Source organism: Sphingopyxis indica (genome assembly GCF_900188185.1).
Classification (GTDB): Bacteria; Pseudomonadota; Alphaproteobacteria; order Sphingomonadales; family Sphingomonadaceae; genus Sphingopyxis; species Sphingopyxis indica.
Genome location: NZ_FZPA01000001.1, coordinates 619,586 through 645,098, shown reverse-complemented (window position 1 = coordinate 645,098; position 25,513 = coordinate 619,586). Strand labels below are relative to the sequence as shown.

Below are 25,513 nucleotides of genomic sequence, written 5' to 3'. Positions count from 1 at the left end.
TCCGGCGGGCTTCGCAGTGCAACCCCGGAGGGGCGGGCCGCTTTTGGCCCATTGCTGCGTTGCTCGTCGGGCACGATGGGCCGCATCGCACCTCTCCTCGCGCCTTGCACTGGGCTAAAATCGGCTCCGTCAAGGTAGTTCAAACTCATGGCTTCAGGCTCTTTGCCTCGACCTTTTTCACCGTTTCGATGAACCGCGTCAATTCCTCGACCGCACTGTCGATGTCGTCGCGTTGGCGGCGCAGCAGCGCGATGCGCTCCTGGCATTTCTCGATTGTCACCTGCCGCTGCAGCTTGCGATTGTCGCCGACATCGTAAAGGTCGATCATCTCGCGAATGTCGGCCAGGCTGAAACCGGTGCGCTTGGCGCGCAATATCCACGCGAGCCGCGCGCGGTCGCGTTTCGAATAGATGCGCGACAGCCCCTTGCGCGACGGGCTGATCAGCCCTTCGTCCTCATAGAAGCGCAGCGCCCGGGCCGTGACACCGAATTCGGTCGACAGGTCGGTGATGCTGTACTGCTCGCGTCCCAGATGATCGGGCGTGTCGATATGAGCGTGGCCGTATTCTTCGGTCATAAGCATCAGGATTAGTTTCCGTTGACGTGAACGTCAAGGCTCGCAGGGATGAAGGGAAATGCCGCGGCTCAGTCGGCACAGGGTTGCACGATATTGCCCTGTCCATCGCGCATCCGCAAGCCCCTCGCATCGGCGGCCGACCAACTCGCGCGCGGCAGACGCAACCCGGCAAGCGTGGTGCGCCCGGGACAGAGGCTGTCGCACTGAGAGGGCAGGCGTCCGGGCAATCGCAACTCGTCGTCGTCCTCGCGCAGCGTCACCGCACAATCGTCGACGCCGGCAAAGCTCAGGCGCCATTCGTCGCCGTCGCGCGTGACGTCCCCATGTGCCCGGCACGCAAGGCGCGAGCCGAAAGCTGCGGTCAGTGCGAAGCGCCACCTCCCCTCGCCGTCGGGCACGACGCACATCGCATCGCGGCCGAGATCGTGGGCGCGCTCGAAAACGCCCGTAAGCTCCTCGGACTCGGGCTGAACGACGCCGCGCTCGCGCGCCGCGATTTCCAGCGGACTGCGCGCGTCGACCGCCTTTTCTCGATCCGCAGTCGAAGCCCGGTCGCAGCCGCCGAGCAGGAACACCGCAGCCAAAAACGGCAGGCTAGCCCTGCACATCGTCGTCGAGGAAGGTCAGGCCCCCGTCCGCGTCGATCCGGCGATAGAAGCAGGACCGGCGCCCCGTGTGGCAGGCAGGGCCCGCGGGATGCACGACGAGCAACAGCGCGTCCTGATCGCAATCGACGCGCATTTCGGCCACATTGAGCCCGTTGCCCGACGTCTCGCCCTTGCGCCACAGCGCCCGGCGCGATCGCGACCAGAAATGCGCCTGACCGGTGGCGCGCGTCCGCTCGATCGCCTCGGCGTTCATATGCGCGACCATCAACAGCGCGCGCGTATCCGCATCGACGACGATCGCGGTGACGAGACCCGCGGCATCGAAGCGCGGCAGGAAACGGTCGGTGCTGTCCCTATTCTGCTCCATGCGCGCGGCTTTACGGCACCAATGGCGGTGCTGTCACCCCTCGCATCGCGCCTGTCATCAAAGAGTCCAAATTGGGGGGGCGACATTTGGCCTCGGCGCTCCTATATGCGCGGCAGTTGCCGCCCCCAACATATTCTGGATCGACATGCTGACGACCCACCCTTTCGACGACGACAAGCTCCGTGAGGAGTGCGGCGTCTTTGGTATCCATGGCGCCGACAGCGCCGCCGCGGTGGTCGCGCTCGGCCTCCACGCGCTCCAGCATCGCGGTCAGGAGGCCGCCGGCATCACCGCCTTCGACGGCAAGGAATTCCACACGCACCGCGCGATGGGTCATGTCGCGGGCAATTTCGACCGCGACGACATCATGCGGCAGCTCGCCGGCGCCGCGGCGATCGGCCATGTCCGCTATTCGACGACGGGCGAGACCGCGCTGCGCAACGTCCAGCCGCTGTTCGCCGACCTCGCGACCGGCGGGTTCGCGGTCGCGCATAACGGCAATATCTCGAACGCCGCGGCGCTGCGCAAGATTCTGGTCCGTCGCGGCTCGATCTTCCAATCGACCAGCGATACCGAGGTGATCATCCACCTCGTCGCGACGTCGAGCTATCGCACGCTGATCGACCGCTTCATCGACGCGCTGAAACAGGTCGAGGGCGCCTATTCGCTGATCTGCCTGACCGCCGAGGGCATGATCGGCTGCCGCGACCCGCTCGGCATCCGCCCGCTCGTCATCGGCAAGCTGAACGATGCGCATATTCTCGCCTCCGAAACCGTCGCGCTCGACGTCGTCGGCGCCGAATTCGTGCGCTCGGTCGAACCCGGCGAGCTCGTCATCATCCGCGACGGACAACTGACCTCGCATCATCCTTTTGCCGAGCGCCCGGCGCGGCCGTGCATCTTTGAATATGTCTATTTCTCGCGCCCCGATTCGATCGTCGACGGCACAAGCGTCTATTCGGTGCGCAAGGCGATCGGCGCCGAGCTGGCGCGCGAAAACCCGGTCGAGGCCGACCTCGTCATCCCGGTTCCGGATTCGGGCACGCCCGCGGCGATCGGCTATGCGCAGGAATCGGGCATCCCGTTCGAACTCGGCATCATCCGCTCGCATTATGTGGGGCGAACCTTCATCCAGCCCGGCGACAAGGTCCGCCACCTTGGCGTCAAGCTGAAGCACAACGCCAACCGCGCGCTGATCGCGGGCAAGCGGATCGTGCTGATCGACGATTCGATCGTGCGCGGCACCACCAGCCTCAAGATCGTGCAGATGATGCGCGAAGCCGGCGCCGCCGAAGTGCATATGCGCATCGCAAGCCCGCCGACGTCGCACAGCTGCTTCTACGGTGTCGACACGCCCGAACGCGCGAAGCTGCTCGCGGCGCAGATGACCGTCGGCCAGATGGCGAATTTCATCAACGCCGACAGCCTGTCCTTCCTGACCATCGACGGCCTCTACCGCGCGCTCGGCGAAAGCAAGCGCCAGGAACGCTGCCCGCAATATTGCGACGCCTGTTTCACCGGCGATTATCCGACGACGCTGACCGATTTCGAGGAACATGCGCTCGAGGATCAATTTTCGCTGCTTGCCGAACGGGTTGTCTGACCAAATGACCAAAATGTCTGAAGAACTGGCCGGCCAGGTCGCGCTCGTCACCGGCGCGAGCCGCGGCATCGGCGCCGCGATCGCCTATTCGCTCGCGGCGCGCGGCGCGCATGTCGTGATCACCGCGCGCACGGCGGGCGGACTCGAAGAGCTCGAGGATCGCATCCACGCGGCGGGCGGCAGCGCGACGATCGCCCCGCTCGACCTGACCGACGGCGACAGCATCGCGCGGCTCGCCAGCGCGATGGCCGAGCGCTGGCAGCAGCTCGACATGCTAGTGCTCAACGCCGCGATGCTCGGCACGCTCACGCCGGTCGGAGCGATCGACGGCAAGGAGTTCAACAGGCTGTTGACGCTCAATGTCGTGGCGCAGCAGGCGCTGATTGCCAACTTCGACCCGCTGCTCCGCCGCGCCGCGCACGGCCGCCTGCTCGCGCTGTCGAGCAGCGTCGCGCGTGCCCCACGCGCCTATTGGGGCGCCTATGGGGCGTCGAAGGCGGCGCTCGAGGCGCTGGTGACGAGCTATGGCGCCGAGATGCGCAACATCTCGAACGTCCGCACCGCGATCCTCAACCCCGGCGCGACGCGCACCCAGATGCGCGCGCGCGCCTATCCGGGCGAGGACCCGCAGAGCATCAAGGACCCGGAGACGGTCGGTGCGTTCGTCGCGAAGCTGATGATCGAAGGTTTCGACAGCACCGATTTCCACGAGCTTCCCAAGGTGATGGAAGAGGCTTAACGCGATCTTTGCCTTCCCGCGTTAGGCGAGCCGCACAAACGCGTTTCAGCAAGGATTTCAGCCATGGCCCGCACCTTCCTGCGTTTCCTCGTCGCGACGATCGTCGGCATTTTCGTCGCCTTCGCGCTGATCTGGATCGCGCAATATGCGGGGGGCGAGATTTCGCCCGAGGTCTATGACGTCGAAACCGGCGAAATATTGATCCCGGCGGGCGCGACGGTCGCGCTGCTTGTCGGCTGGTTCGCCGGCACCTTCGCCGGCGGCTGGCTCGCGATGCGCGCCTCGGCGAACCCCGGCGCGGGCTGGATCGTCGCCGGCGCGGTGATCGGCGCGGGCCTCTACCGCGCCGCCACGCTGGGCGACACATGGTGGATGATTGCGCTGGGCGTGATCGTCCCGCTGGCCGCCGCGTGGATGGCACAGCGCGTATCGGCGACGGTGCCGGCGACCGCCTGAACTCGTCGCCCCGGCGAAAGCTGGGGCTACGAATGGAAACTATCGCGCTTCCGCGTCGACCGCCGCCTGCACCGCCTTGTAAAAGGCCTCGCGCGCCGATCCGACGCCCTCGGGATCGGTCGCGGTCGACCAGTTGCCGTTCGACGCGATCACCAGCCGGCGCTTGGGGTCGATGAAAATGCCCTGGCCGAAAATCCCCTGCGCGGCGAAGCTGCCGTCGTCGTTGGTCCACCATTGATAGCCATAACCGCGCCCCGGCTGGTCGATATCGGCCTGCTTGGTGGTCGCCGCCGCGAGCCAGCCGTCGGGCAGTACCTTCTCGCCGCCCGCGACGCCGCCGCCGAGGATGAACAGGCCGAAACGCGCATAATCCTTCAGGCGTGCCGACATGCAGCAGCCGCTGATCTCGTGCCCCGTGGCGCCGAGCATCCACACCGCGTCCTGTTCCATCCCGAACGGCTTCCACACCTTTTCGGACAGATAATCGGACAGCGTCTTGCCGGTCGCGCTCGACACGAGCACCCCGATCAAATTGGTCTCGCCGGTCTTGTAAACCCATTTCGACCCTGCCGGAGCTTCGCGCGGCAAGCTCTTCATATAGCTGACCGTTATGTCTTCGCCGGGCACGGGCTTTTGCAGGTTGAACTGCGCGACGTCGGATTTGGGATCGGTATAATCCTCGTTCCACTTGACGCCCGAGGTCATGGTCAGCAGCTGGCGCACGCTGACATCGTCATAGGCCGAACCCTCAAGCCCCGGAATATAGGCCGAAACCTTGTCGTCGAGGCTCTTGATATAGCCGTCCTTCACCGCCGCGCCGACGAGCGTCGAGGTGAAGCTCTTCGCGACCGAAAAGCTCGTCCAGCGCCCTTCCGGCCCATAGCCGAGCGCATATTTTTCCAGCCGGATCTTCCCGTCCTGAACGATGATCAGCCCGGCGTTGCGCTGGCTCGCCATATAGGCATCGACATCGACACCGAGGTCGATCGGCGCGCCCTGCGGCATCGGATAGGCGTTGCCGCCCGCCTTGATGGTATGGACGACCACCTTCGGCACGCTCTCCATCGTGCGGAAAGCGGCGTCGCGTTGATCCTGGCTCCAAAACAGCACGTTCAGATCCTCCGGTAATTTATCGTTCGTCTGGGTGTAGGCGGGGTCAGAACCGCCCGCCGCCGCCGCGCACAGAAGCGCCGCCGCCAAAATTCGTCGCACTATCCTCTCCCCTGCTGCTTCAGCCCGTCTTTTCGAGCGTGACCTGCGCGACGTCGATGCCGCCGCCGCGAAAGCCGCCCTCGCAATATTGCAGATAATAGCGCCAGAGCCGCACGAAGCGCTCGTCGAAACCCGCGGGCAGCTGATTGCCCGCGACGGCGGCGTCGAAACGCTCGCGCCATTGGCGCAGCGTTTCCGCATAGTCGCCGCCGAAACGCCGCACGTTGCGCCACTTGAGGCCGCGCGCTTCGGCGAGCGCGCGAAACCGGCTTTCCGAAATCAGGCAGCCGCCCGGAAAAATATAGGCCTGGATGAAGTCGCTGCTCAGCGCGTAGCGCTCGAACAGCGCGTCGTCGATCAGGATATACTGGATCGCCGCTTTGCCCCCCGGGCGCAGCAGGCGCGCGATCGCGTCGAGATAGGCGGGCCAATAGCCCTGGCCCACCGCTTCGACCATTTCGACGCTCGCGATCGCGTCATAGGGTCCTTGGGCATCGCGATAGTCGCAAAGCTCGATCCGCGAACGCCCGCCAAGATCGACCGCCTGCAATCGCGCTGCGGCGATCTCCGCCTGCGCGGGCGAAAGGGTGATACCCGTATAGAGCACATCGTGGCGCTCGACCGCACGCTCGGCGAGCGCGCCCCAGCCACAACCGATTTCGAGCAGCCGGCTGCCCGATCTGAGGTCGAGCCGGTCGAGGATGGCATCGACCTTCGCGGCCTGCGCCTCTTCGAGCGTCTGATCGGGCGCCGCAAAGCGCGCGCTCGAATAATTCATCCCCGCGTCGAGCCACAAGCGATAGAAATCATTGCCCAGATCATAATGAGCGTGAATGTTCCGCTTCGCCCCGCGGCGATCGTTGCGATTGAGCCGGTGCGCGAGGCGGTTCATCCAGCGCCACGGCCCGCGCGCGCGTCCCGATTCGCCGAGCGCTTCGCCGTTGCGCATGAACAGGTCGAACAGCGGCACCGGGTCGGGCGACGACCATTCGCCCTTGTCCCACGCGCGATACCATCCCACCGATCCCGACAGGGCAAGGCGCACGAGCGCCGCCCAGCTGTGAAGATGCACGATCGCGACCGGGCCTTTGCCACGGCCCCCGAGCAGGCGGACGCTGCCGTCGGGCAAATGCCCCTCGATCGTCCCCGAATCGAGGCCGGCGTCGATGCGGTCGAGCATGCGGTGAAAAAGCCCGCTCGGCGCATGTTTCATCAGCCACGCGAACCCGCCGCCCGAACGGAACGCCCGGTCGGCGCGCAGCAAGCCCTTGCCGCGTTTCGGACTGACATGCGTGTTCATATTGCCTTCCTGCCGCAAAGCTTTCGACGTGACAATCACCTGTCGCGCGGTGTCATGGCGTCATGCCCGCAAGCCGCGCGGCGCCGTCATTCGGAGCGGGGATTTTGCGGCGCCGTCACCCGCACCATAAAGCTGCCCCGCGTCAAAGGTTGCGCGAAACGCTGGTCGGTCAGCACGATCGCATCGCCGTCGGGCGTCGCGACCGGCATCCGTGCCCAGAAGAGAAAGGCGCGCGCGGCGGGATCGGCCTTCGCCCACAGGCGGAGCCGCATGTCGCCCATCCCGGTCGGACGTCCCGGCTCGACGGTCGCGCCCGCACCAAGCACGAAGACGCCGCTGCCGTAATAGCCGCTGCCGCGCCAGAAAATATCGCGTCTCCAGAACTCAAAGGGCGGCGGGCTCGCCACGACCAATGCCCTGTCCTGTCCTGCACGGCGCAACAGCTCGGCCGCCTGCGCTTCGGCGCGTCCCGTGATCAGGCCATTGGCGAAAATATAGGCGCAAACCCCGGCAAATCCGATCCACGCGGGGCGCGTCCAGTCCGCCGAGCCGCCGCGCTCTCGCCGCAGCGACAGCCAGACCGACGCTCCCAGCGCGATCCATATCCACAGGTCGATGATGAACAGCGTGTCGCCATAGAACCAGCGATGGCTGAACGGCTCGAGCAGCCGGATGCCGTAATTGTTGAGCCAGTCGAGCGCGGGATGGCTGAGGCAACCGACATAGGCGAGCGCGAGCAGCCACCCCTTGTGCAAGGGCAGGCGTGCCGCGGGCCTTTTGCCGCGCCGCGCCTGCCATGCATCGAAGGCAAGCATCGCCGCCCAGAGCAGCAGCGGCAGGACCAGCAGGGCTATCGGCCCGTGCGTTATCCCACGCCGCATCGCGAGCGACTCGACGCCATAAATCGCACAGCCCGCGTCGATATCGGGCAGGTTCGCTGCAAGGATCAGCGTCGGCATCGCCAGGCCGGTCTTGCGCTTGAGCCCCATCTGGCCAAGCACCGCGCCGACAAGGCTGTGGGTCAGATTATCCACGACGGTTTTGTTCGGTCATTCGATACTCGCACAAAGACACGAAGCCACAAAGACGGCCTATGAATGAAATGGTCGATAATAATCGTTGGCGAGGCGCTTGACCCCTTCCTTGTAAGTCGGTGCGCCAAAGTTCATCAACAGGCCGAGCGGCAAATCCATCAATCGCAAATAGGTCAGAACCTGTTTGGCGTGCACAGGCGCATGCCGTTCGGTCGATTTCAATTCGATCAGCAGACGCCCCTCCACCAGCAGGTCGATACGAAAACATTCGTCGAGCAGACGCCCCCGGAACCGGATCGGAACGACCTTCTGCCGTTCTACCAGCAGTCCGCGGTCGCATATGAGTTCGAAGAGCAGCAGTTCATATACGGTTTCGAGCAAACCTGGTCCCAACTCCTTGTGGAGTGAGAGTCCGCAGTCGATTGCAATGCTTGCCAATTCTTCGACATCGCCTGCCAACATATCCCCCTTTGTGGCTTCGTGTCTTTGTGCGAGTCGAAAATCTAAAGCTCCGGCCCGCCTTCCTTCACCGTCCAGGTCTGCCCCTTCTTGAGCAGGCCTTGCAGGTCGGCGGTCTTGCCCTCGCGCGCCGCGGCGTTCTGACGCACGACGTCGGCTTCGAAGCTCGGCCGCGGATCGTCGTAGAGGACGCCGAGCGCCATCGGGAATTCGCCGAAGCGCATCTCGACGAGCATGTGCGCGACGCTGCGGTTGGTGACGTCATGGACGATCACGCCCGCCGCCTGCCAGTCGCCATCGACCACATCGACGACCTTGAGTTCGAGCGCATCCTTGTCGAGCGTGATGCCCTTGGTGCCCCCCGACTTCTCGCTACCGAACAGCATCGGCTCGCCGTTCCGGAGCCAGAGCTGACGGTCCTCGGCGCCCTTCGGCGCGGCGAAGTCCTGAAACACGTCCTTGTTATAGACGATGCAGTTCTGGAAAATCTCGACGAACGCCGCGCCCTTGTGCGCGTGCGCCGCCTTGAGCACGTTCGGCAATTCCTTCGACACGTCGAAGCCGCGCGCGACGAAACGCGCGCCGGCGCCGAGCGCAAAGGCGCAAGGCTGCGCCGGACGGTCGACCGAGCCATAGGGGGTCGAGGGGGTCGTCGTCCCGACGCGGCTCGTCGGCGAATATTGCCCTTTCGTAAGGCCATAGATCTCGTTGTTGAACAGCATGATCTGGCAATCGAGATTGCGACGCAGCAGGTGCATCGTGTGGTTGCCGCCGATCGACAGCCCGTCGCCGTCGCCGGTGACGATCCAGATGTCGAGATCGGGATTGGCGAGCTTCAACCCCGTCGCGAACGCCGGCGCGCGGCCGTGGATCGTGTGGAAGCCATAGGTCTCCATATAATAGGGAAAGCGCGACGAGCAGCCGATGCCGCTGATGAACACGGTGTTTTCGGGCGCGGTGCCGATGTCGGGCATGGTGCGCTGCACGGCTTTGAGGATCGCATAATCGCCGCAGCCGGGGCACCAGCGGACCTCCTGGTCGCTTTCCCAGTCCTTGAGCGTCGTCTTGGCGATGGTGGTCATCTCGTTCACTGGAAGGCCTCCTCGATGGCGGCTTCGATTTCGGCGATGGTGAAGGGCTGGCCCGACACTTTGTTGAGCGGCTTTGCGTCGACCAGATACTGATCGCGCAGCACCGTCTTCAATTGCCCGGTGTTCATCTCGGGCACGATCACCTTGTCATAGCTCTTGAGCAGCTCACCAAGGTTGGCGGGCAGCGGCCAGATGTGGCGGATATGGACGTGGCTGACGTCCTTGCCCTCGGCACGCTTGCGGCGCACCGCCTGGTGGATCGGGCCGAAGGTCGAGCCCCAGCCGACGATCGCGAGCCTGCCGCCCTCGGCGCCGAGTTCGACGGTCTGGTCGGGAACCTTGACGCCGTCGATCTTCGCCTTGCGGATGTCGGTCATCGCCTGGTGGTTGGCGGGCGCATAGTTGATGTGTCCGGTGTCGACTTCCTTCTCGATGCCGCCGATGCGGTGGAGCAGGCCGGGCGTGCCGGGCTTGACCCACGGACGCGCGAGCTTTTCGTCGCGGCCATAGGGCTTGAAGCCGCCTTCGGGCACTTCGGTCAGGAACTGAACGGGGAAGCGTTCATAGGCGGTCAGGTCGGGCACATGCCACGGCTCGGCGGCGTTGGCGATATAGCCGTCGGTGAGCAGCATCACCGGGGTCATATATTGCACCGCGATGCGGCACGCCTCGATCGCGCATTCGAACGCATCGGCGGGCGAGCGCGCGGCGATCACGGGCATCGGCGCGTCGCCGTTGCGGCCATAGACCGCCTGATAGAGATCCGACTGCTCGGTCTTGGTCGGCAGGCCGGTCGACGGGCCGCCGCGCTGCGAATTGACGATGACGAGCGGCAGTTCGGTCATGATCGCGAGGCCCATCGCCTCGCCCTTGAGCGCGATGCCCGGACCCGACGAGCTGGTCACGCCGAGCGAACCGCCATAGCTCGCGCCGATCGCGGCGCAGATTGCGGCAATCTCGTCCTCGGCCTGGAAAGTCGTGACGTCATATTCCTTGAGCCGCGACAGATGATGCAGGATCGCCGACGCCGGCGTGATCGGATAGCCGCCGAAGAACATCGGCAGCTCGGCGAGCTGCGCGCCCGCGACGAGGCCGAGTGCGATCGCTTCGGCGCCGGTGAGCGTGCGATAGAGGCCGGGTTCGGCGGGCGCCGGCGCGACATGATGCTGCTTGAGCGGCCCCGCGAGCTCGGCCGTTTCGCCGTAGGCATGGCCCGCGTTGAGCGCCGCGATATTCGCGTCAGCCAGCTCGGGCGCCTTGGCGAACTTGGCCTTCAGCCAGTCGATCAGCGGCTGGCGGTCGCGGTCGAACATCCAGAGCGCGAGCCCCAGCGTCCACATATTCTTGCAGCGCAGCGCTTCCTTGTTGCCGAGCCCGAAGGGCTTGACCGCGTCGAGCGTCGCCTGGCTGATGTTGAGCTTCAAGAGCTGCCATTTGGCGAGGCTGCCATCCTCGAGCGGGTTCGACTCATATTTCGCCTTGGCGAGATTGCGGTCGTTGAACTCGCCCTCGTCGGCAATGATGAGCCCGCCGGTCTTGAGCGACGGCACATTGGTCTTGAGCGCGGCGGGGTTCATTGCGACGAGCACGTCGGGGGCATCGCCCGCGGTGTCGATCTCGCTCGACCCGAAATTGATCTGGAACGCCGAGACGCCGAACAGCGTCCCTTGCGGCGCGCGGATTTCCGCGGGAAAATCGGGGAAGGTCGCAAAGTCGTTGCCCGCGAGGGCCGACGAAAGCGTGAACTGACCGCCGGTCAGCTGCATCCCGTCGCCGGAATCGCCGGCAAATCGCACCACCACCGCATCCGAAAGGGGGACGTCGGGCGTCTTCGCCTCGTCCACTACCGCTGTCGCCATTCTATATTCCGCCTTACGTAATCTTTGCGAACCTGTGACATGGGCCTAGGCCTGTCGGGGACAAGCCGCAATTCAGAAAAAATTGTGCGCCGCAAAGCGAAACGACCCGATCGGTTTCGATTTGCGATTGATTATGCCGCAGCGATGCCGAATAGCTGCGCCGACAAGAACAACGCACAACTTGCAAGGGATGATCCAGGATGACCGACGGCACGCCCCCCTTTGTCCGCCCCGACGTGGCGGGCTTTCTCGCCTTCCTCAACGCGCAGGAAGGTCCGAAGATGGAAGAGCTGCCGCCCGCCGCGGCGCGCGAGATGATGCGCGCGATGGGCCAGCTCGCCGATGTGCCGCGCGGCGACATCGCGCATGTCGAGGACCGCAGGATTCCGGGACCGGCGGGGGATATTCCGATCCGTATCTATGACAACCGCCCCGACCGCGCGGCGGGACCGGTGATGGTCTTCTATCACGGCGGCGGCTGGGTGATCGGCGACCTCGAAACGCACGATCCCTATTGCGCCGAGGCGGCGCGGCAGCTCGACATGCCGGTGATCGCGGTCGACTATCGCCTCGCCCCCGAACACCCCTTCCCTGCCGCGCCCGAGGACTGCGAGGCGGCGACGCGCTGGGTCGCCGACAATGTCCCCTGCACCGGCCTTGTCCTGTCGGGGGACAGTGCGGGCGGCAATCTGACGATCGCGACTGCACTGACCTTGCGCGACAAGCCCGCGTCGAAGCCGGTGATCGCGATCCACCCGATCTATCCCGCGGTCACCACGCACTACGACTGGCAGAGCTATCGCGATTTCGGCGAAGGTCATCTGCTGACGGCGAGCGGGATGAACTGGTTCAGCGATCATTATGCCGCCGACCCTGCGGACTATCGAGCGTCGCCGATCGATTTCCCCGCCGAAGGCCTGCCGCCGACGTTGCTCGTCACGGCGAGCCTCGATCCGCTGCGCGATCAGGGACGCGCCTATGCCGCGAAGCTGATCGAAGCGGGCGTGCCGACGACTTATCGCGAGGCGAAGGGCACGATCCACGGCTATATCTGCCTCGCGCAGGGCATCCCGAGCGCCGGACAGGATATCCGGGGCAATTTGACCCTGCTCAAGGCGATCATTAGCGAAGCGACCGCATGACCGACCACAGCCACCTTCCCTATCGCCCCTGCGCCGGCGTGATGCTCGCGAACCGCGACGGCCGCGTCTTCGTCGGCCAGCGGCTCGATACGACGAGCGAGGCGTGGCAGATGCCGCAGGGCGGGATCGACGCGGGCGAGGACGCCGAAGAGGCCGCGATCCGCGAACTCGGCGAGGAAACGGGAGTCCATGGCGGGCTCGTCGACATCATCGCGCGCAGCCGCGAAGAATATTTCTATGACCTGCCCGACCATCTGGTCGGCAAGATGTGGGGCGGCCAATATCGCGGCCAGCGCCAGCGCTGGTTCCTGATGCGCTTCATGGGGGGCGACGAGGACGTCAATATCCACACCGAACATCAGGAATTCCGCGCGTGGCGCTGGGCCGATCTCGACGAGCTCGAAAAGCTCATCGTCCCCTTCAAGCGCGCGCTCTATCGCGGGCTGGTCGAGGAGTTCGGCCCGCTGGTCTGATCCCTCAGCGCCAGCGCCGTGCGGAACACATCGGCGAACATTTCGGGCGTCAACCGACCCGTATTCGTGTTGTAGCGCGAGCAGTGATAGCTATCGACCAGCACCCGCCCGTCGGGCAGCCGATGGACGGCGCCATGGGCAAAGCGACAGGCCGCGAGCCGTTCGCCGGCGGCACGCACCGCGGCATCGTGCGCGATCCGCCCCAGTGCGATCATCACGCGAACCTTGGGCAGCACCCGCATCTGCGCCTCGAAAAAGGACCGGCAGGTCGCGATTTCCTTTGGCGTCGGCTTGTTCTGCGGCGGGAGGCATTTGACGCTGTTGACGATGATCGCGCCGTCGAGCCGCAGCCCGTCGTCGATCCGGCTGGCATAGCGCCCGTTGCTCAAGCCGAATTCGGCGAGCGTCGCGAAGAGCAGGTCGCCCGCATAATCGCCGGTGAAGGGGCGCCCCGTGCGGTTCGCGCCATGCTTCCCCGGCGCAAGGCCGACGAGCACAAGCCACGCGTCGGGATCGCCAAAGGCATGGACCGGCGCGTTCCACCAATCGGGATGCTCGGCGCGGCATTTGCGGCGCAGCGCGACGAGCCGCGGGCAGCGCGGGCAATCGCGCGGCGGTTCGGTGGCGGCAAGCGGGCTGGATATTGGCACGCGGCTGCGATAGGCGCCGCGGCATGGACGATGCAACACCCCTGCCTCTCTATGTCATCGGGCTCGGCTCGAATCGCCGCCATGCGCGTTTCGGCGATCCGCGGCATGTGCTCATGGCAGCGCTCGCCGCGCTCGAGAGCGACGATATCGAACCCGTCGATGCGAGCCCGATCATCGCCAGCGCACCGCTCGGCCCGTCGCGGCGGCGCTTTGCCAATGCGGTCGCGCTCGTCGCGTCGCCGCTCGCGCCGCCCGACATGCTCGCGCGGCTAAAGGCGATCGAGGCCGATTTCGGGCGGCGGCGCGGCCGGCGCTGGGGCGAGCGCACGCTCGACCTCGACATATTGCTCTGGTCGGGCGGCGCGTGGGCGGACGAGCGCCTCACCGTCCCGCATCCGGCGATGACGATCCGCCGCTTCGTCCTCGATCCGCTGCGCGCCATCGCCCCGAACTGGCGTCATCCGCTCACCCGCCTCACCGTGCGCCAGCTCGCCGCGCGCCTTGCCGCGGCAAAGCCGGTTGACCGCGCCGCCCCGGCGCTCTAGGGCGACGGCGCACGGTCGCAAGGCGCCCTTCGGGTCGCCGCGATGGGCCCTTAGCTCAGTCGGTAGAGCAACTGACTTTTAATCAGTAGGTCGCTGGTTCGAACCCAGCAGGGCTCACCATTGTCGTGTTTTCAATGACTTAGACGTGAATATGTGTCGCTGTTTCACAGCGCTGTGTCACAGTTTGTTTACCGTCGGTTGAACCGTTGTCCCGGTCATTGCAACATAGCTTGCGGTTCGTCGATCTCAGAATCCCTCCCGCGCTGCCGCTGTTTCCCGAGTGCTCAGACATTATAAGAAACGCCTTCCAATTCTTGAAACAGCCCCGAACGGCTGGCCAAATATATTCTGGTGCTCGTGCAAAGCTTCAATTCGGGTCTGTTAGCGAATTTCTAGCCTTAAATGTGTAGACCGTCGGACACTTGGCCTGAGGTTCATCCAAAGGCGGGTGCTAGACTCGGGGAAGATCTTTCCCTTTTATGCAGCACGAGCAAGGGGGAGTACCCATGACGAGGCGTCGCGGCGGAATGCGCCGACGGCCGAGCTCGAGGCGTTTGTGCCCGAGGACGTCAAGGCGCCGATCCTTGCCGCCTATGAACGGCGCAATCCCGATCTCGACCCGCAGCTGGTGTGGCGCGGCAAGGATGTCGCCGACTGGTCCGACCTGATCGTCGAGGCGCCGCCGCTCTATATCCAGGAAAAGATCCACCCCAAGGCGCTGGTCGAGGATCTGAAGCGCGCCAGCGCGCGCCGCGCCGAGCCCGAGGAGGCGCCCGACCTGTTCGCCGACTTCAACGGCATCGAACCCGAACAGCGCACCGAATTTTACGAGCATGACCAGCATTGGTCGAACCGGATGATCCTGGGCGACGGGCTGAAAGTCATGGCCAGCCTCGCCGAGCGCGAGGGGCTGAAGGGACAGGTGCAGTGCATCTATATCGACCCGCCCTATGGAGGAAGAGGATGGCCCGCGCGCGGATCATGGGCGCTCGCTATCCGTGGTATCTGCTCGCCGACAGCCGCGAGGGGCAGGTGAAGGAGGGCGAGGTCACGCGCAGCGTCCCCGCCGACACCCCCAGGCGCGCCAACGCGCCGCGCCGCAATCTTCGTCGGCCCCGAATATGGCACCGTCGCGCGCGCCGACCTGACCGCCGCCGCGCGCGAGGCGATGGAGGCGGGTTTCGACCTGCTGATCGCCGCGTCGTTCAACTTCGACGCGCATGCATCGGAGTTCGACCGCATGGGGGCGCTGACCGTGTTGCAGGCGCGGATCAACCCCGATCTCCACATGCCCGACCTCGCCAGCACCGGCGCGGGTAATCTGTTCACCGTGTTCGGCGAGCCCGACATCCAGGTGCATGACGAGGGTGACGGCTGCATCAGCATCGAGGTCGCCGGGGTCGACATGTATATTCGCATGTCGTCGTCGACGAAGCGCAGGATCTGTCCGTGGCGCAGGCACGTTTCCTCGCTTCCGTGGGGCGCTCTGGGGGCGCCGATGCGTTATTCTTCGCCGGCGACCTCGGGCAACGCATATTTCATCTGCCATTCTCATGGGCGAAGCTGGGCATCGACGTGCGTGGACGCGCCCAGATCCTCAAGGTCTGCTACCGAACGTCGCATCAGATTCGCCGCGCGGCCGATCACCTCCTGTCCAACGAAATCGTCGATCAGGATGGAATCGAAGAGACGCGGCGGGGGACGGTGTCGGTCTTCGACGGCCCCGATCCTCGGGTGCAGCTCTTTCCTGACGAGGACGCGGAGATCGCGGGGGTCGCGGCCTGGCTGAAGGATCGCGCAGCCGAAGGGCTCACCGACCGCGAGATTGCCTTGCTCGTCCGCGGGACGAACCAGATCGCACGTGCCATGGCAGCTGTCGACGCCAGCGGATCGGCTTGCACCGTGCTGACGATGCACGAAGCCAAGGGGCTGGAATTTCGAGCGGTCGGCGTGATGGCACTCGACGAGGATGTGCTGCCGGACCCGGAACGACTGGCAGGGATCGGCGATGTAGCCGATTTGGAGGCCATTCAGGATACCGAGCGTCACCTCCTTTACGTCGCAGCGACGCGCGCGCGTGATCGCCTGCTGTTGACCGGGGTGGAGCCGGGATCGGAATTTCTTGACGATCTCACATCTATCATCGGCTTCAGTTCACCCTGACACTTTGGTTCATTGGGCGACTCTATGATCAATGTCTCGTGCAGAAATAAATTCGCAGCCCGAACACAGATCAGCCGATTTTGAGGGGAGATGATGGCGCTGACCCGTCAGGACATAGTCGATGCGCTTGCCAGCGAGCGAGCGATCAACCTGCAAGGCGCGCCCTTTGAGGTGGGAACTGCCGAGTGGGAGGCCGATCTAATCATTCTGCCGGTAAGGCCGGCAAAATCTCGCATCAAACTCCCCATCGACGAGTCAATTGAGGGCGCTCGCATCCGTTGGGGCGCGGACCTCGTTGAAGGCGGCCTTATCAAGATGGTCGACCCCGACAAAGAGCGATTGGTGGTCCAGATTCTTGAAGGGCGAATGCCGACGCCTGGAGCGACCGCCTGGGTGTTCCAGAATGATTTCCTTGGCCCACTGATCGACATGTGGAATGGCCCGATGGCGGGGCTGGCCGCAAAGCGTCTGCAACAATCGAAGGACGATGTAGAACCCCTCCAGCCGGTCAAGCTGCTCCCGAACGATTATCATGAACTGCGAGAAAGACAGGTTCTGGCAGTGCAAAGCACGGTCTATCGATCCTCGATCATGATCGGCCCACCGGGAACTGGTAAAAGCTACACGATCGGCGCGATGACCTCATATCTTTTGCGGCGGTTCTCTAAAGGCCGGATTCTAGTCGTGGGGCCAACAAATGTGGCTGTCGACACGGCTATGCCAAGGGCTCTGTCAGCAATGTTGATTGCTCACTCACGGTTGAGCGTATCGGGCAATGAGATCGCCGAACAACCTTGTCGGCCTCCATGCGCTAGACGATCAGTTAATCGCGATGTTTGCGCCGCCGCGTGCTGGATGGTCGCGCGCGATGTAGTCATCACGCGCGCTCCTGCTTGGCAGGAAGAGCATCAATTGTCGCCAAACTCCGCCCCCAACCTTCTCGGCCGCGCCAAATGCGGTGATTAGCCACCTTAATCACCGCATTTAATGCAGCGAATGCCCTTGCTCTTGCGGTGATTAATCCATATAATCGCCGCTAAGGATGCGGTGATTATGACATATATTCATGAACTGACGGACTGGCCCAATCTACGCTGGAGCGATGCGCAGCTTGCACAGCCGCTTGCTGCCGTGCGGCACCGGCAGGGGCGATTGATTGGCCATATGGAGGCGCTTGGCTTCCCGTTGCGTGAAGAGGCCGTGCTTTACGCGCTGACCGAAGATGTCCTGAAATCCAGCGAGATCGAGGGCGAGGTGCTGGACCGGGAGCAGGTGCGCTCCTCGATCGCTCGCCGTCTCGGCATGGACATCGGCGGCCTGGTCGAAGCCGATCGCGACGTCGAAGGCGTCGTGGAAATGATGCTGGACGCCACACAGAACTATGCCCGGCCGCTGACTGCCGAACGGCTGTTCGGCTGGCACGCGGCGCTGTTCCCCATGGGCCGCAGCGGCATGAGCCGCATCACCGTGGGCGCATGGCGCACCGCCGAAAGCGGGCCGATGCAGGTCGTCTCGGGACCGATGGGCCGCGAGCGTGTCCACTACGAAGCGCCGGCGTCGGAGCGGCTCGCCGCGGAAATGGCGCGCTTTCTCGATTGGTTCGAAACAGCAGCGCCCGATCCCGTTCTGAAGGCCGGAATCGCGCATTTGTGGTTCGTCACCATCCACCCCTTCGATGACGGCAACGGGCGCATCGCCCGCGCTATCGCCGATCTTGCCCTGGCACGCGCGGAAGGAACCGCGCAGCGCTTCTACAGCATGTCCGCGCAAATCCGCACCGAGCGCAAAACCTATTACGACAAGCTGGAATCGACGCAGAAGGGCGACTTGGACATTACGCCCTGGCTGTTGTGGTTCATCGGCTGCCTCGATCGCGCGTTCGACGGCGCCGAAACCATCCTTGCCAGCGTCATGCGCAAGGCGCGGTTCTGGGAATCGGTCGCGGGGCAGTCGCTGAACGAACGCCAGCGCAAGGTCCTGAACCGGCTTCTGGACGGGTTCGAGGGCAAGCTGACCAATGCCAAATGGGCGGCGATTACCAAGGCGTCGTCCGACACCGCCTTGCGCGACATCAACGATTTGGTCCAGCGAGGTATTCTTGTGAAGGATCCCGCCGGCGGACGCAGCACCAGCTATTCGCTGGCGGTGCAATAAGCAGCTTGAGCTTCGGCGCTCTGTTCGGCGCCTTTTGGGTGCCCCCAGCGATCAGGCAGCATTGATTGCGATCATCGTGAAATGTTCGAGCGAACAATGATCGTCGATCGAACGGAGATCGTGTCTAAGTTTGCGCGCGGTGAATTTTGAGCCTTGTGAATCCTAGACACAGGTCGCCGACTAAGCTGCGGGGAGGCTAGCAGAAAGAGGGGCCGACCTCAATTTGAGATTGTGTGGCCGGCCCACCCCTAGCGCCCCGGAAATGGGTGGCGCTCCTTTATGTCTTATGCCGCAAGGCGCGGGTCTAGCAGCGGCGGCAAGATGCCATTTCGTATCCTCGCGCCCGCTGCTCGACGAATGCGAGGAAGGCGAGCACGAAACTCAGCGATGATATCCATATCAGTCTCGGAAAGGCCACCTTCTTGGATCGCCGCATGAAACCTCTGATTCATTTGTTCCATGAAGCCCATAAAGTCATCGTTGACACGCTGCCAAAGCCACTTGCCGAACCTTTCACCCTCGGCAGGGTCAAGTTCATAGAAAACCTGAGCGGCATTCTCGATCGCTTGAGTAATTTCCAGCGACAGGTGAAAGCCCCACCAAGCGGGATCGTGGCGGTTGCGCGGTTTCGCCGGCGCGGGACACCCGACGATCGACCATATAATGTCGTGGGCACGGCATTCGAGTTCGAAGTCGGCGCGCAGGCGCTCGCGATAGTTGCGCTGATTCCGAGCGCGGCGAATCTTGCGAACGGCAGCGATATCATGGGTAATATTCATGTGATTTACTCCTCTAGCTTAAAAGCTCAACCGAACGATTCGGCCGAGGAGTCAATTCACATAGGCATATTTTAGCGAATGTCTCTTGGCAAATAATTGCGAACGATTCGCAATCCCCGTTTATGTTCGACGCTAGAGGCACCGCCCCATGATTGCCTTTGTGCTGTCATCGGTGGCACGCCCTCCATTAACTTGAAGCAGGCGCGTCGATCCGTGGTCAAAAATCCTAACGCTCAATTGTAGCGATCTCGAATATGCATGATAGAGAGACACCGTATTATATTGCTCGCCGTGCAGCACGAATGGTATTCCGTGCTCGGACAATTCCTCGCCCAAGCAGGTTTCTAGCTCTAGCGACGTTTTTTCACTCTCATAGGTATCTCGGGCTGGGTTAGACCACATTTCCTTTAGGCTTTCTGCATTCACGGGGACACACATTGCGGTCACCACGATCAATATCCCTACTCTTTTCACTTCACATGCCCCCAAAGACCCCGATTCCACAATAGAAACGGCCGCTCAATACTGGCGGCCGTTTCGATCAATTCAAGGAAAATCCAGTTAGACCTAATCCGCGAAAACCTCGCCCCATTCACCCGCTGGCGCCGACACGGGCGCGGGGCAATCATCCTCGGGCTCTGCGCCGATAGCCTCATAGATCGCATCGGCCGCACGGTCCGCGCCGGCGAACACCAGGAACTCGGCGAGCGCGTCGAGGAACTTGGTTTCATGCGGCGCCAAATTGATATTTTTCATGCTGTTCTACTCCAATCGTCACTCACACGCAGGCGGCGAGTCCCAACGATCGGGCATACTCATAAGGGCATGAACCCGGTGTAGGTCAAACGACACACGGGTGATTTTTGGACGCTGACAAGCGAGATCACCCTACGCACTTGCTCTCTCGAAGGTGATGACGGATATTAGAAAGATGGGAGGGAGGATATGTCGATGTCGAAGCTAACATTTGTCGGCGGTGCCGCCGGCGGGTTCATCGTTTTGCTGGCGTTCCTCGTAATTCCAATCATGTTATTAATGGGCGCAGCCAAGTTTAGTATTTGGGTTCTTGATTGGATTCCCGCGGCGCTCGGGGTTTCTACGCTGATTTGCCTAGTTCTAGTGCCCTTGGCGCTCATACCAGCAACCAGAGGCATTGCCGCTAACCTGTTTGCGCTTGTCTCCTTAATTTTTGGCGTATGTGTATGGCTATACGCATTGGCGTTCACCTACATTGAATGGGGAATGGTAGGGGTTCTCTTCGGGGTTGTGATTTTCGGCGTCGGAGTCGTGTTGACGTGCGCACTGGCCGCGATTTTCTCGGGAACGTGGGTTGTTCTAGGGAATCTAGTTTTCCTCGTTGCCCTGTTCGTGGGTGCACGTCTCTTGAGTGCATGGTTGGCGCATCTGGCCGAGCAGCGCCTCTTGCGCCGGGAAATGCGAGATTATCCGTCGAAGGCCATTATTACTCAAGATTCGAGCGACTGAGGCGGGGGCAAGAGCTCGGGGTATGTAAGCAACATAGGAGCGATGCTCGTGGGGCTAAGGGCGATACGCCCAAAAATACCATGCCGCCCCAATGGCGACGATTGCAACGATTACGCCAAGTCCAGTGAACAAAGTGCTGGCCCTGGTCCACCCGTCTGAATCATGAGGACGACCCGCAATCGAGGATTGATGCACGTCCCCGCCAACCCAGATGAAATCGCCGCCCGCGGTTACCTGAGATGGGGCTGAAGGTGTTTTGGGCGCTATGGGATCGTTCTTTTCATACGTCATCAACAGCCACCCGTCGGGAATTGCCGCAAGTAGTTCGTTCGCCAACTCCGCGTCGGCATCTGTTCCAATTCGCTGCCCCTGCCAGTTGACATCGAATGTTTTGGCATCGAGCGAATTGAGGATGTGGTTGAGGGCTGTCGCGTGAGCGTCTGTCCGCAGCCGCACGAAATATGTCGCGCGGTCTGGATATGCCTTTACCAATCCAGACCGTCTGAATTCCGTTACCAAGCTATTGAATAACGGCGTGTCCAGGCGCGTAAAATATTCGGACTCAATCTGCTCGCGGGAGAGCGAGCGCTTGTCAGGGCGATGGCTGTCCACGAAAAGAGCTATGAGCAATTTGGCTCGCGCAATCTCAACTTGGTTCATCTTGATCCTTTCGATTGCACGAATCTACTAGCGTGGCGCTCGTCCAGCAATCGGCTCGCAGCGAGGTGGATGGTATGGAATATTGGCTCAACGTAGCGGGGTTATCATCAGGGTTTATCGGTTCGGTCCTCATTTTCTTTTTTGGCGTCCCGCGACAGGTAGACAACGAAGGGGCGACCTTCATCATCACCGACGCGGTCAACCTCAATGAAAGACACAGAATTTCCCGATATCGCCTGCTTGGGAATCTGGGTTTGGGGATGCTCGCGTTTGCGTTCGCGCTCCAATTGATCGCTACGACGCTATGATCCCTCAAACCGATCGTTTACCGTTCTCGCGTAACACGATTGAATGGCGCGAAGAAGGAAACCCCGTAGGTATCGCCGGTCAAAAGCATCGGCACTCAATGTGCTGGTAGGTGCCGGCGTTGTCGGCGCTGCCGTCGGCGCCGGGTCGATCGCCACGACCTCGGAAGGGCGCGCCGCGCTCATCGTTACCGCGAAGCACGTCGCCGACGCAGCCGTCGGCAAGCGCAAACGCGAACCACGGGAAGGCGACTATTGGAGCCGGTGCGATGATGCGCGCGCAGCGGGCACGGCGCCGATCTATCGAGGGGAGCCGGGCTATCGTCGCGGATTGGATCGGGACAACGACGGCATTGCCTGCGAGCCGTATCGACGACGGTAGACGTCCGGGGAATCTTTGAGACTTGAATGTTCTCTATCGGTTCTCATGACACAATGCAATCGCCTCGCGCCGGCCTCGTCTATCTCACTCTATCGATTCTCGCTGATACTGCCGACAGCGCCAGCGCCGAGCCAATCAGGCCGAGCCTCGCGGTGCGGCTCGGTCTCGCTCACCTGTATTCGATCGCCGGCGCCTCTAGCGCACCGATTATCCCAAGCTGGCCCGAACCGTCGTCATTCAGCAGAATCTAGCACCGTTCCAGGGCGCAACTTTCAAGCGACCGTGGGTAGGCGCGGAAGCGTAAGGCCAGAGTAGGCACAAGCCTTCATGGCTGGATACGTTTCGTCAATCGGGATCACCCCTACATACCGTTCGTCTAGTGCGCTCTTTGCATGCCCGATGACCTCGTTAATGAAGTTCGACGGCAAGGCGTGCCGCTGAAGCCCCAGCATCGACTTGAACGCTCCACGAAAGCTATGAAACGTCACGTCGAGACGAGCTCGTCCGTCAGCGGCCTTCTGGAGTGTGGTGGGCACCACGTTACGGTTAAACGCTCGAATGACCGCTCCGTTCGACCAGGAAGCCTCGCCAGTCGTCGACGCTGCCTTTCTTGGCGGCAACCAATCGTCGAACAGCCTTGCACGGCCAGACCTCCGTGCGTTCTCAACCCAGTCACAAAACCCGATTTCTGCCAACGCATCCAGAATCGGAACTCGCCGCGACTTTCCGGTCTTGGTTGGGCGAAACTCGTTTGATTGCACAACGATGTGGGGATACTGGTCGTCAAAGGCGACCTCATCAACTCTTAGCCCGCCGAGCTCTCCTGCTCGCATGCCAGTCAGAGCTGCTACGACTGGAACCCAGTAGTGCATCCCATCGAGCCGGTGGGAGCCCGGCGCGTATATGTCGCGGACGCTCGCGCACCCTGTGAACCAAGGGTGGGCAAAAATCTTTTGCAGCTCGCCCAAGCTAAACGGCCGCTTGTCAGGCATCGCCGCGGTCGACGCTGTTTGTGCGAAGACAGTGACGTCGATACCGCTGGCAGGATTGGCAATCTGCAATTCGTCTCTCTCAATGGAGTAGGCGAATGCGGCACGAATAAGCGCCAGCTTCTTCTGCAAGGTCGCTCGCGACAGTGGACGCACTACGCTCTGCGGGTCTTTCCCACCGACTTGCCGGGCCGCCTGTCCTTTAAGAAAATTTCGTATGTGGCTCGACTTGACATCTGCCACGGACACATTGCCAACCAGCGCCACTAACGCGCTTCCGACTTCGCGAATCTCGGCGATCGTGCGTGGCCGATCCTTACTGGCCATGTAGACATCGATCACCTCCTGCAATTTGGGGAAGCTAGCCTGCTCTTCGGACTGCACCAATGACCCGGCACCGTTTCGTAACAGTTCATCGACCCTGCGTTCGCCCGCCAACATGCCCTTGCGAACGGCTGAACGCAGCGCCGCCATTGCGCCGGCACTATTGACGTCCAGATTATTCTCTATCGCGATACGGGCAGCGGCGTCAGCAATGTCTGGGAGCCTAGGGTCGCGCGACACCTCACCGTCGATGAGGATTGCGCGAATGCTCTCGGCCTCCTGCTCCCGAAGATCCATCTCACGCTGAAACTCCTCTCGCTCGCGCTCGCCGAGTTCGGCGACCGCATGGAGGCGCCGCCACCGCCGGAACGAGGACTCTGCCAAGTCCGCTTCGACTTGATTGAGGATGCCGGCGGTCAACTGTCTAGGCACGCCTCTTGGTCCCACCTCGCTCGAAATCACTGGTTCGCTGACGCGACTACCGATCACAAGGGCAACCTTGGCGCAAAATTTTGCGTCTTCCTGCTGGAATCGTTGAAGCGCCAGAGAGCGGTCCTTGGTCCTCAACGAAACGCGATACATCGCCTTCCCGTCGAAAATCGCGTCGTGCATTGTGGGCCGATCGAGCACCTCACTAGGAACCCGACGAGCATAATAATATACTCCCTGCCGGATCGACAGATGCTGCACTTGCGCCATGAAAGAATCTCACCTTGTATCTCAGCAATGTATCACACTATGAAGACAAAGATCACTGAATCTACAAGATTAAATGAATTCTGAGCCGGAAGATTCTGCTGGCATCGAACCCAGCAGGGCTCACCATCTCCCTATATGGTATCCGGCATGTTTCGGCTATCGCCCGTGCGATCGCGCTCCTATGCGGCTGGTATGACGTATCGACAGATCGGCATCGTCGGATCGGGACGCGTGGCACGCGCGCTCGGCCTTGCCCTCGCACGCTTTTCGGACAAGCCCTTGCTGCTCTGGGGTCGATCGGACGACCGCGCACGGGAAGCGATCGCGACCATCGGGCGGGCGACTGCCGCAAGCGACGTCGCAGAGGTTCCGGAACGATGCGATCTGATCGCGATCGCCGTTTCGGACGACGCCCTCGGAAGTCTTGTGACGAGCATGGCGCCAAGCATCGGCGCCGCATCCCCGTTCATTTTTCACGTCAGCGGGCGCAGCGGCGCCGCTATCCTCGATCCGCTCCGGGAGGCCGGTGCCACTACCGCGGCGATCCATCCGGCGATGACCTTTACCGGCGACGCTGCGCGCGAGGTCGAAAGAATGGCCGGCGCCTGGTTTGCGATTACCGGTTCGAGCGACGAGGCCGTGAAGCGGGCGGGTGAGGTCGTGGATATGCTTGGGGGGCGAACGACGCAAATAGCGGAACGACACCGCGCGCTCTATCATGCGGCCCTATGCCATGCTGCCAACCACCTCGTCACCCTGCTCGATGGGGCTTTCGATATGCTGGACATGGCGGGCGCGGACAACCCGCGTGAATTGGTCGCGCCGCTCGTGCGCGCAGCGCTCGAAAACAGCCTTGTCGAAGGATTTTCGGCGCTTTCCGGGCCGCTGCTGCGGGGCGACGCCAGGACCGTTCAAGAGCATTTGCGCGCGCTCGAACGCGAATGCCCCCGGCAGCTGGAGCCCTATCAGGATATGGCGCGCGCGACGATCGCCACCCTGCGCCGTACCGGTGTCGAACCCGACACGCGCTTGCGCGCGCTATTGGGCGCCGACGCCCACGCCAAGGGCCGCCCATAGGCGGCCCCTTCTGTTCGAAACCTCAAAAAACCCTTCAGGGGCTGACGGGTTCGTCCTCGTCATCATCGCCGAAGATGATGATCATCGCGGTGATGCCCGCCGCCAGACCCAGCGCGCCCACGATCCAGCCCGAATTTCCGTCCAGCTGGTTCGCTTCGCCCGAAACCGAGGTGGCTCGCGCTTTGGCGACAGACTGCGCGGCTGTCGCAGCCACAGGGGCAAGCACGATCGCGCCGCCGGTGAGCAGGAGCGCGGCCTTCTTGAACAGGGTCATGAAAATTCCTCCGTGGCTGCATTGCACCGCTCAACCAACGCCGATCGCATGATATTGTTCCCGCGCAGCCCCTCGGCTCAACGCTGAGAAATAACGGCCGGTCGAAA

30 protein-coding genes and 1 tRNA gene are annotated in these 25,513 nt (G+C 62.7%); 15 read left to right on the top strand and 16 right to left on the bottom strand.

The features are described from left to right. Nucleotides 1-145 precede the first annotated feature (145 nt). The 3 genes from CHB69_RS02985 to hisI all read right to left on the bottom strand — a co-directional run bounded on the left by CHB69_RS02985 (nt 146) and on the right by hisI (nt 1,552). Nucleotides 146-577, bottom strand: a complete 432-nt coding sequence (locus tag CHB69_RS02985; protein ID WP_089214448.1) for a MerR family transcriptional regulator — start codon at nt 575-577, stop codon at nt 146-148. Between the two features lie 68 nt (nt 578-645). Continuing rightward, on the bottom strand, nt 646-1,185 hold the full coding sequence (locus CHB69_RS02980) for a hypothetical protein (protein ID WP_089214447.1): 540 nt from the start codon (nt 1,183-1,185) through the stop codon (nt 646-648). Next, nucleotides 1,172-1,552, bottom strand: coding sequence for a phosphoribosyl-AMP cyclohydrolase (gene hisI / locus CHB69_RS02975; protein WP_089214446.1), 381 nt, complete (start codon nt 1,550-1,552; stop codon nt 1,172-1,174). Before hisI ends, CHB69_RS02980 begins: the two co-directional genes overlap by 14 nt. Before the next feature lie 145 nt (nt 1,553-1,697). On the opposite strand from hisI, the gene purF reads away from it, so the two are divergent. The 3 genes from purF to CHB69_RS02960 all read left to right on the top strand — a co-directional run bounded on the left by purF (nt 1,698) and on the right by CHB69_RS02960 (nt 4,350). Next, nucleotides 1,698-3,155: an amidophosphoribosyltransferase gene (purF, locus tag CHB69_RS02970; protein ID WP_089214445.1), complete on the top strand. Its 1,458-nt coding sequence runs from the start codon at nt 1,698-1,700 to the stop codon at nt 3,153-3,155. 4 nt (nt 3,156-3,159) lie between these two features. Further along, entirely contained in the window at nt 3,160-3,894 is a 735-nt protein-coding gene (locus tag CHB69_RS02965; RefSeq protein ID WP_425442398.1) for an SDR family NAD(P)-dependent oxidoreductase, read from the top strand. A 63-nt stretch (nt 3,895-3,957) separates the two neighbouring features. Further along, a complete protein-coding gene (locus tag CHB69_RS02960) occupies nt 3,958-4,350 on the top strand; it encodes a hypothetical protein (protein ID WP_089214444.1) in 393 nt (130 codons plus the stop codon). A gap of 39 nt (nt 4,351-4,389) precedes the next feature. Here the strand turns inward: CHB69_RS02960 and CHB69_RS02955 are convergent, their stop codons facing one another. The 6 genes from CHB69_RS02955 to CHB69_RS02930 all read right to left on the bottom strand — a co-directional run bounded on the left by CHB69_RS02955 (nt 4,390) and on the right by CHB69_RS02930 (nt 11,305). After that, the gene (locus tag CHB69_RS02955; protein ID WP_170935410.1) at nt 4,390-5,562 is read right to left on the bottom strand and encodes a serine hydrolase domain-containing protein; all 1,173 of its coding nucleotides are present in this window, start codon (nt 5,560-5,562) and stop codon (nt 4,390-4,392) included. Nucleotides 5,563-5,581: 19 nt separating this feature from the next. Next, nucleotides 5,582-6,862, bottom strand: coding sequence for an SAM-dependent methyltransferase (locus tag CHB69_RS02950; protein ID WP_089214442.1), 1,281 nt, complete (start codon nt 6,860-6,862; stop codon nt 5,582-5,584). An 86-nt stretch (nt 6,863-6,948) separates the two neighbouring features. Then, on the bottom strand, nt 6,949-7,896 hold the full coding sequence (locus tag CHB69_RS02945) for a metal-dependent hydrolase (protein ID WP_089214441.1): 948 nt from the start codon (nt 7,894-7,896) through the stop codon (nt 6,949-6,951). Nucleotides 7,897-7,953: 57 nt separating this feature from the next. Continuing rightward, nucleotides 7,954-8,358 carry a GxxExxY protein gene (locus CHB69_RS02940; protein WP_212541880.1) on the bottom strand — a complete coding sequence of 135 codons (405 nt, stop codon included), beginning with the start codon at nt 8,356-8,358 and terminating at the stop codon, nt 7,954-7,956. A gap of 41 nt (nt 8,359-8,399) precedes the next feature. Further along, nucleotides 8,400-9,446, bottom strand: a complete 1,047-nt coding sequence (locus tag CHB69_RS02935) for a 2-oxoacid:ferredoxin oxidoreductase subunit beta (RefSeq protein ID WP_089214440.1) — start codon at nt 9,444-9,446, stop codon at nt 8,400-8,402. Beyond that, complete coding sequence (locus tag CHB69_RS02930; RefSeq protein WP_089214439.1) at nt 9,443-11,305, bottom strand: 2-oxoacid:acceptor oxidoreductase subunit alpha; 1,863 nt, start codon at nt 11,303-11,305, stop codon at nt 9,443-9,445. The genes CHB69_RS02935 and CHB69_RS02930 overlap by 4 nt, the downstream gene beginning before the upstream one ends. 200 nt (nt 11,306-11,505) lie before the next feature. On the opposite strand from CHB69_RS02930, the gene CHB69_RS02925 reads away from it, so the two are divergent. Both CHB69_RS02925 and CHB69_RS02920 read left to right on the top strand, forming a co-directional pair. Continuing rightward, nucleotides 11,506-12,447 carry an alpha/beta hydrolase gene (locus CHB69_RS02925; protein WP_089214438.1) on the top strand — a complete coding sequence of 314 codons (942 nt, stop codon included), beginning with the start codon at nt 11,506-11,508 and terminating at the stop codon, nt 12,445-12,447. Then, the gene (locus CHB69_RS02920) at nt 12,444-12,920 is read left to right on the top strand and encodes an RNA pyrophosphohydrolase (protein ID WP_089214437.1); all 477 of its coding nucleotides are present in this window, start codon (nt 12,444-12,446) and stop codon (nt 12,918-12,920) included. Before CHB69_RS02925 ends, CHB69_RS02920 begins: the two co-directional genes overlap by 4 nt. On the opposite strand, the gene CHB69_RS02915 is transcribed toward CHB69_RS02920, so the two are convergent. After that, nucleotides 12,881-13,570 carry a uracil-DNA glycosylase gene (locus tag CHB69_RS02915; protein ID WP_089214436.1) on the bottom strand — a complete coding sequence of 230 codons (690 nt, stop codon included), beginning with the start codon at nt 13,568-13,570 and terminating at the stop codon, nt 12,881-12,883. The genes CHB69_RS02920 and CHB69_RS02915 overlap by 40 nt on opposite strands. A gap of 23 nt (nt 13,571-13,593) precedes the next feature. On the opposite strand from CHB69_RS02915, the gene folK reads away from it, so the two are divergent. The 3 genes from folK (at nt 13,594) to CHB69_RS02900 (ending at nt 15,151) form a co-directional block, all read left to right on the top strand. Then, nucleotides 13,594-14,115 (top strand): 2-amino-4-hydroxy-6-hydroxymethyldihydropteridine diphosphokinase, encoded by a 522-nt coding sequence (folK, locus tag CHB69_RS02910; protein ID WP_089214435.1) that lies wholly within the window; start codon nt 13,594-13,596, stop codon nt 14,113-14,115. A 44-nt stretch (nt 14,116-14,159) separates the two neighbouring features. Further along, nucleotides 14,160-14,235, top strand: a tRNA-Lys gene (locus tag CHB69_RS02905). 436 nt (nt 14,236-14,671) lie between these two features. Beyond that, entirely contained in the window at nt 14,672-15,151 is a 480-nt protein-coding gene (locus CHB69_RS02900) for a hypothetical protein (RefSeq protein WP_212541879.1), read from the top strand. 12 nt (nt 15,152-15,163) lie between these two features. Here CHB69_RS02900 and CHB69_RS02895 read toward each other — a convergent pair whose 3' ends face one another. Further along, nucleotides 15,164-15,475: a hypothetical protein gene (locus CHB69_RS02895; protein WP_089214434.1), complete on the bottom strand. Its 312-nt coding sequence runs from the start codon at nt 15,473-15,475 to the stop codon at nt 15,164-15,166. A gap of 89 nt (nt 15,476-15,564) precedes the next feature. Between CHB69_RS02895 and CHB69_RS20455 the strand changes: the two genes are divergently transcribed. The 3 genes from CHB69_RS20455 (at nt 15,565) to CHB69_RS02880 (ending at nt 18,432) form a co-directional block, all read left to right on the top strand. Beyond that, complete coding sequence (locus tag CHB69_RS20455; protein WP_245836472.1) at nt 15,565-16,278, top strand: 3'-5' exonuclease; 714 nt, start codon at nt 15,565-15,567, stop codon at nt 16,276-16,278. Between the two features lie 90 nt (nt 16,279-16,368). Further along, complete coding sequence (locus tag CHB69_RS02885; RefSeq protein ID WP_089214432.1) at nt 16,369-17,244, top strand: AAA domain-containing protein; 876 nt, start codon at nt 16,369-16,371, stop codon at nt 17,242-17,244. Nucleotides 17,245-17,331: 87 nt separating this feature from the next. Beyond that, nucleotides 17,332-18,432, top strand: a complete 1,101-nt coding sequence (locus tag CHB69_RS02880; RefSeq protein ID WP_089214431.1) for a Fic family protein — start codon at nt 17,332-17,334, stop codon at nt 18,430-18,432. 284 nt (nt 18,433-18,716) lie between these two features. Here CHB69_RS02880 and CHB69_RS02875 read toward each other — a convergent pair whose 3' ends face one another. Both CHB69_RS02875 and CHB69_RS02870 read right to left on the bottom strand, forming a co-directional pair. Further along, entirely contained in the window at nt 18,717-19,211 is a 495-nt protein-coding gene (locus CHB69_RS02875; RefSeq protein WP_089214430.1) for a hypothetical protein, read from the bottom strand. Between the two features lie 567 nt (nt 19,212-19,778). Next, entirely contained in the window at nt 19,779-19,967 is a 189-nt protein-coding gene (locus CHB69_RS02870) for a hypothetical protein (RefSeq protein WP_089214429.1), read from the bottom strand. A 189-nt stretch (nt 19,968-20,156) separates the two neighbouring features. On the opposite strand from CHB69_RS02870, the gene CHB69_RS02865 reads away from it, so the two are divergent. Continuing rightward, complete coding sequence (locus CHB69_RS02865; protein WP_089214428.1) at nt 20,157-20,696, top strand: hypothetical protein; 540 nt, start codon at nt 20,157-20,159, stop codon at nt 20,694-20,696. A 54-nt stretch (nt 20,697-20,750) separates the two neighbouring features. Here CHB69_RS02865 and CHB69_RS02860 read toward each other — a convergent pair whose 3' ends face one another. Beyond that, nucleotides 20,751-21,356: a hypothetical protein gene (locus tag CHB69_RS02860; protein ID WP_089214427.1), complete on the bottom strand. Its 606-nt coding sequence runs from the start codon at nt 21,354-21,356 to the stop codon at nt 20,751-20,753. 32 nt (nt 21,357-21,388) lie between these two features. Here CHB69_RS02860 and CHB69_RS02855 point away from each other — a divergent pair, with 32 nt between their 5' ends. Together CHB69_RS02855 and CHB69_RS02850 are read left to right on the top strand one after the other, a co-directional pair. Then, nucleotides 21,389-21,664 carry a hypothetical protein gene (locus CHB69_RS02855; protein ID WP_089214426.1) on the top strand — a complete coding sequence of 92 codons (276 nt, stop codon included), beginning with the start codon at nt 21,389-21,391 and terminating at the stop codon, nt 21,662-21,664. Nucleotides 21,665-21,764: 100 nt separating this feature from the next. After that, complete coding sequence (locus tag CHB69_RS02850) at nt 21,765-22,043, top strand: excalibur calcium-binding domain-containing protein (protein ID WP_245836471.1); 279 nt, start codon at nt 21,765-21,767, stop codon at nt 22,041-22,043. Nucleotides 22,044-22,315: 272 nt separating this feature from the next. On the opposite strand, the gene CHB69_RS02845 is transcribed toward CHB69_RS02850, so the two are convergent. After that, nucleotides 22,316-24,055 (bottom strand): tyrosine-type recombinase/integrase, encoded by a 1,740-nt coding sequence (locus CHB69_RS02845; protein WP_089214424.1) that lies wholly within the window; start codon nt 24,053-24,055, stop codon nt 22,316-22,318. Between the two features lie 135 nt (nt 24,056-24,190). Between CHB69_RS02845 and CHB69_RS02840 the strand changes: the two genes are divergently transcribed. Next, nucleotides 24,191-25,132 (top strand): Rossmann-like and DUF2520 domain-containing protein, encoded by a 942-nt coding sequence (locus CHB69_RS02840; RefSeq protein ID WP_342746763.1) that lies wholly within the window; start codon nt 24,191-24,193, stop codon nt 25,130-25,132. A gap of 34 nt (nt 25,133-25,166) precedes the next feature. On the opposite strand, the gene CHB69_RS02835 is transcribed toward CHB69_RS02840, so the two are convergent. Next, the gene (locus CHB69_RS02835; RefSeq protein WP_089214422.1) at nt 25,167-25,406 is read right to left on the bottom strand and encodes a hypothetical protein; all 240 of its coding nucleotides are present in this window, start codon (nt 25,404-25,406) and stop codon (nt 25,167-25,169) included. Nucleotides 25,407-25,513 lie beyond the last annotated feature (107 nt).

What these genes read in the sequence shown, in the direction of transcription:
- CHB69_RS02985 (WP_089214448.1), bottom strand. Translation starts at nt 577, where the DNA reads ATGACCGAAGAATACGGCCACGCTCATATCGACACGCCCGATCATCTG.
- CHB69_RS02980 (WP_089214447.1), bottom strand. Translation starts at nt 1,185, where the DNA reads ATGTGCAGGGCTAGCCTGCCGTTTTTGGCTGCGGTGTTCCTGCTCGGC.
- hisI (WP_089214446.1), bottom strand. Translation starts at nt 1,552, where the DNA reads ATGGAGCAGAATAGGGACAGCACCGACCGTTTCCTGCCGCGCTTCGAT.
- purF (WP_089214445.1), top strand. Translation starts at nt 1,698, where the DNA reads ATGCTGACGACCCACCCTTTCGACGACGACAAGCTCCGTGAGGAGTGC.
- CHB69_RS02965 (WP_425442398.1), top strand. Translation starts at nt 3,160, where the DNA reads ATGACCAAAATGTCTGAAGAACTGGCCGGCCAGGTCGCGCTCGTCACC.
- CHB69_RS02960 (WP_089214444.1), top strand. Translation starts at nt 3,958, where the DNA reads ATGGCCCGCACCTTCCTGCGTTTCCTCGTCGCGACGATCGTCGGCATT.
- CHB69_RS02950 (WP_089214442.1), bottom strand. Translation starts at nt 6,862, where the DNA reads ATGAACACGCATGTCAGTCCGAAACGCGGCAAGGGCTTGCTGCGCGCC.
- CHB69_RS02940 (WP_212541880.1), bottom strand. Translation starts at nt 8,358, where the DNA reads ATGTTGGCAGGCGATGTCGAAGAATTGGCAAGCATTGCAATCGACTGC.
- CHB69_RS02930 (WP_089214439.1), bottom strand. Translation starts at nt 11,305, where the DNA reads ATGGCGACAGCGGTAGTGGACGAGGCGAAGACGCCCGACGTCCCCCTT.
- CHB69_RS02925 (WP_089214438.1), top strand. Translation starts at nt 11,506, where the DNA reads ATGACCGACGGCACGCCCCCCTTTGTCCGCCCCGACGTGGCGGGCTTT.
- CHB69_RS02920 (WP_089214437.1), top strand. Translation starts at nt 12,444, where the DNA reads ATGACCGACCACAGCCACCTTCCCTATCGCCCCTGCGCCGGCGTGATG.
- folK (WP_089214435.1), top strand. Translation starts at nt 13,594, where the DNA reads ATGGACGATGCAACACCCCTGCCTCTCTATGTCATCGGGCTCGGCTCG.
- CHB69_RS02895 (WP_089214434.1), bottom strand. Translation starts at nt 15,475, where the DNA reads ATGCACCTGGATGTCGGGCTCGCCGAACACGGTGAACAGATTACCCGC.
- CHB69_RS02885 (WP_089214432.1), top strand. Translation starts at nt 16,369, where the DNA reads ATGATGGCGCTGACCCGTCAGGACATAGTCGATGCGCTTGCCAGCGAG.
- CHB69_RS02880 (WP_089214431.1), top strand. Translation starts at nt 17,332, where the DNA reads ATGACATATATTCATGAACTGACGGACTGGCCCAATCTACGCTGGAGC.
- CHB69_RS02875 (WP_089214430.1), bottom strand. Translation starts at nt 19,211, where the DNA reads ATGAATATTACCCATGATATCGCTGCCGTTCGCAAGATTCGCCGCGCT.
- CHB69_RS02870 (WP_089214429.1), bottom strand. Translation starts at nt 19,967, where the DNA reads ATGAAAAATATCAATTTGGCGCCGCATGAAACCAAGTTCCTCGACGCG.
- CHB69_RS02865 (WP_089214428.1), top strand. Translation starts at nt 20,157, where the DNA reads ATGTCGATGTCGAAGCTAACATTTGTCGGCGGTGCCGCCGGCGGGTTC.
- CHB69_RS02860 (WP_089214427.1), bottom strand. Translation starts at nt 21,356, where the DNA reads ATGAACCAAGTTGAGATTGCGCGAGCCAAATTGCTCATAGCTCTTTTC.
- CHB69_RS02845 (WP_089214424.1), bottom strand. Translation starts at nt 24,055, where the DNA reads ATGGCGCAAGTGCAGCATCTGTCGATCCGGCAGGGAGTATATTATTAT.
- CHB69_RS02840 (WP_342746763.1), top strand. Translation starts at nt 24,191, where the DNA reads ATGGTATCCGGCATGTTTCGGCTATCGCCCGTGCGATCGCGCTCCTAT.
- CHB69_RS02835 (WP_089214422.1), bottom strand. Translation starts at nt 25,406, where the DNA reads ATGACCCTGTTCAAGAAGGCCGCGCTCCTGCTCACCGGCGGCGCGATC.